Annotated in this window: 4 protein-coding genes; all 4 read left to right on the plus strand. The window is 36.0% G+C overall.

Annotated elements, in window-relative coordinates; all coding sequences use genetic code 11:
- Positions 1-114 precede the first annotated feature (114 nt).
- The 4 genes from QZT26_RS16760 to QZT26_RS16775 all read left to right on the plus strand — a co-directional run bounded on the left by QZT26_RS16760 (position 115) and on the right by QZT26_RS16775 (position 3,629).
- Complete coding sequence (locus QZT26_RS16760; RefSeq protein WP_295103776.1) at positions 115-951, plus strand: PQQ-binding-like beta-propeller repeat protein; 837 nt, start codon at positions 115-117, stop codon at positions 949-951.
- Between the two features lie 44 nt (positions 952-995).
- Positions 996-2,135, plus strand: a complete 1,140-nt coding sequence (locus tag QZT26_RS16765) for a hypothetical protein (protein ID WP_295103778.1) — start codon at positions 996-998, stop codon at positions 2,133-2,135.
- Positions 2,136-2,201: 66 nt separating this feature from the next.
- Positions 2,202-2,960, plus strand: a complete 759-nt coding sequence (locus QZT26_RS16770) for a hypothetical protein (RefSeq protein WP_295103780.1) — start codon at positions 2,202-2,204, stop codon at positions 2,958-2,960.
- A 231-nt stretch (positions 2,961-3,191) separates the two neighbouring features.
- Entirely contained in the window at positions 3,192-3,629 is a 438-nt protein-coding gene (locus QZT26_RS16775; RefSeq protein ID WP_295103784.1) for a hypothetical protein, read from the plus strand.
- The last annotated feature ends 193 nt before the right edge of the window (positions 3,630-3,822 follow it).

Here is a 3,822-nt window from a genome sequence, read left to right on the forward strand (position 1 = left end):
TTGACGGAGAAAGGCCAGAAGTTCTCTTGTTCACTGATGACCGCTTCAGCCCTTGATATTAAAGCACTTACGGAAATGGCGGCATGAAAAACACGCATAAAAAACAAGAAATTGATGGATAGTAGTACGGATAATGAATACCTATGCAGTTATAGTTTCACCATAAACAAATATTTATGGAAAGATAGCTTTGTTAGCAATGCTTTTACTGAACCAAATTTTTACTCTGGTCATCTTTACATTGGGTGTACAAGTAAAGCATTTTATTATTATCCTAATGTTTCAAGTTTAGATTTGCCAAACGAGTATCCAAAAACAAATTATAGGTCGATAAATAGCAGTAAAAAAGGAACTGTGCGTGTTTTAGAACAATCTAATGGAATCGATGTCTTATCTTGTGGAAACAGGATTATTTTTTCACCTCATCCTTTTAATAAAAAAAACATATTAGAAGTATTAACGGAAGGTTCTGTTGTTAACCGACCAGCAATATTTATGCATAGTACACCTTTTAAAGTATCTTATTATTTTACATGTGCTGATGGTAAATTATATAAAGCAGTATGCACATCGTTTAGCATGCAACAGTCGTGGGCTTTTAAAACAAATGGACCTCTTATTAGCAGCCCTGTTATTAAAAAAGACGATAAAGGGCATGAAACCGTATTCTTTGGTTCGGAAGATTCATTCTTTTATGCTGTTAGTGGGGATGGGGAATTGAAGTGGAAGCATAAGTCAGACGGACCAATAAGGGGACAATGTTTTTTGTATAAAGATAAAATATTCTTTGCCTCATCGGATAGGAAGATTTATTGTGTCAGTCCTGAAACTGGTGAATGTCTTGGAGTATATGAAGTTGATAAAGATATTTACGACATGAAGGCATCCGACAACGAAGTGTATTTATCTTTACCTGGTGAATTGCGTGCGTTGAGGATTGCAACGTTATAAGAGACACCCTTAATAAACGTTTTTTTAAGAAAGGTGGATATTTAATGGATAAAACAATAAATATAGACAACATAAAACCCGAAGAATTCAAAGATTTTATCGAAAAAATAGCCGGAGTAGGTGGTTCAAAATTGATTTCCCAGCAAGGCTATAAATATGTCGATAATGTTGAATTCTGGAAATGGATGAAAAATTCTTACCCAAAGGTATTTAATGAAGGTTTGTCGAATTGGCTAAACAGGCACCCGATGTATGGGGAAAAGTTGATTCAGGGGAAAGGAGCTGAATGGGATTATATTCGAATGTTTAATAACAATCCTCAGAACCAGAGTTTTCATATACCATTTGATAAATGGAAGACAGCAAAATTATCAAAGGATGTAACAGGGAAAGCGGATGCCTACATACGCCATTTAGCCTCTGGCTCTGAGATGCCCGTACAGGTAAAAACCGCTACGACAGATAATTCTATCAAAAGTGTTTTAAGAACATTAGAAGATAAATATCCAGGTCATAAAATTGTTGCCAATGAAAAACTTGCCGTGGAAGCGCGAAAGGTTGGAGTTGCTAATCCAATTGCTCATATTTCTGATAAGCAACTTGCAAAAGCTACCCAAGATCGTGTTGGTATGGCAAAATCTGGAGCCGTATCGGCAGGGTATACAATTGCTGGAGTAGCAAAAGAAATTGGATATGGCGCAGTTGTCGGTACAGTTATTCAAGCCTCTATAAGTATGTTTACAAATTATAGGCAATGGAAAAATGGGGAAATTACCCGTGATGAATTCAGAAATGCAATTCTAAAAGATTCGGCTTACGGAGCAACGACCGGGGGCGCTATTGCAGGAATAAATGTTGTTATACAATCAATTGCGATACCTGCCGGAATTGGCGCTCCGATAACATTACCCGTTTTGATATTGGCAGGATATGGGTTGGATAAACTTATAGCTCCGGCATTTGGAAGAGGGGCTTATAAAGAGGTATTACAAGATATTTCGTTATGTACCGACGTGCAAGATGCATTTGTTAAATTTGTCGTAAATAGTTACGGGTGTCAAAGGTATTTTATGGATTGGTTAAGAGAAATGGGTGAGTCACATAAAATATATAAACAGTTGGAAGATGCAAACATAGCGTGTAATGATGAAATGAAGAATATTTGCTCAAAATTAGTAGAATAGTTTTGTTTTTAGAGAAAGTATTATACAGCGATTATTCAAATTTTATATAGGACATCATATAAAAATATGACAATGATACAAGAAGGGCTGGTCGGTGTTTTTGATATTCTCGGTTATCAGAACATTATTGATAACAACGAGATTGAAGATGTCTCAAAAATCGTGTTAGAAATACTAACAAAGCTACCTAGTGCCGCTAAAGACACTCTTACTCGTTTAATCTCAGACGAAGAGAGTCGCAACTTCTTTATTAAAGAAAAGGAAAATCTCAAATCGTTAATTATCTCCGATACGATCCTTCTATCGCTTTCGGTCGACCCGAAAGCATTACATGGAAACAAGATGTCGAACTGGGCTATTTTCCTTCTTCATGCGGCAATGCTTCTACGTTTAGCTTTTGATAAAGGGTTACCATTAAGAGGGTCAATAGATTCAGGTAATTTCTTTATATTGGATAACTGCTTTGCTGGTAAACCTATAGTTAATGCATATAGGCTTGCCAATCAACTTCAATTTTCGGGGTGTGCATTAACACCAAAAGTAGAAAAGGAATTTAAAAATGATTTAAACCGGTCTCAAGATGCAATTCGCTGTCTGTTTTTTCCCTATCTGTTACCACTTAAAAACAACGAAGAAATGAAATTATCATTAGTAAATTGGTTGAACCCATTTGATAGCTGGAAAGAAGTTCCAGATGATATCTGCCAATATGTTGTGAAAGCATTTCATGCTCATAATAAAGATGTTAGCCAAAAGGATATTCAAAAACTTATAAATACAGAAATAATTATGAGGTATTCCATAAGTAAAAGTTGGATAGTTTAAGGTCTTACCTGAGGGGTCAAATCTTTATGGAGAATCAGGGGACTTGGGGTCGCATCTTAAATATTAAGTCAGGTTGGATAATGTACGAAACCCAACATTCTTTGAAAGGAATTAGGGGACACTTCCCATATTTCTTGTTTGATCTGGTGGATAAATATGGGAAGTGTCTCTATATTTTCCCCGCTCAATTATGTCCGTTGGACATTCTCATTCATAGGAGGAGATTTTATTATGAGTCCTGGAGTCATCTGTGAGGATTGTAAAGAGACCCGTGAAGAATCAATTATTTCTCTGAATGTTTCTCCATGTCCTAACTGTGGATCAAAGAAAATAGTAGTACACGTAAAAATACAAGAAAAAGTTAAACCCCGGGAGAAACACAAAGTCAAAACTATGGAAAAAGATGGAAATAGAAGTAAGCTTGCTTTTGAAGTTGTAAAGGGCGACGATCTTCATAAGAAGTCTGGGAAGTGGTATAATAAAGAGCGAATTATTGATAAAAAAAATTATAGGTACAAAGAAACTGTACGCGACCCTGAGACTGGAAAAATTATCCATCATTGTGAGGAACCGCTAAATAAACATATTGGGCATGGTTCGGCCAAGGTAAAAATCCTAAAAGAAAAATGTGATAGAAAACAAAAAGCTTCTGAGGGAAAAAGCACCTGAGGGGCTGCACCCCATAAGCGCTAACTTGTTTTATTGACAAATTTTATTCATCATGGTATTTTTATGTTAATTATCCCGCTAATCACTCTATAGGAGGATAAAGCCATGATGAGAGAAGATTGGGATCTTCTAAGAACTTTCTTCCCAAACGATTGGAAAAGTTTAGCCGTTGATACAAATGCTTTAAAAGGCT

The sequence above is a fragment of the uncultured Candidatus Kuenenia sp. genome (assembly GCF_900696675.1).
GTDB lineage: Bacteria > Planctomycetota > Brocadiia > Brocadiales > Brocadiaceae > Kuenenia > Kuenenia stuttgartiensis_A.

Excerpts from the sequence above, each read along its gene's own strand:
- QZT26_RS16770 (WP_295103780.1), top strand. The coding sequence starts at position 2,202 with ATGACAATGATACAAGAAGGGCTGGTCGGTGTTTTTGATATTCTCGGT.
- QZT26_RS16765 (WP_295103778.1), top strand. The coding sequence starts at position 996 with ATGGATAAAACAATAAATATAGACAACATAAAACCCGAAGAATTCAAA.
- QZT26_RS16760 (WP_295103776.1), top strand. The coding sequence starts at position 115 with ATGGATAGTAGTACGGATAATGAATACCTATGCAGTTATAGTTTCACC.
- QZT26_RS16775 (WP_295103784.1), top strand. The coding sequence starts at position 3,192 with ATGAGTCCTGGAGTCATCTGTGAGGATTGTAAAGAGACCCGTGAAGAA.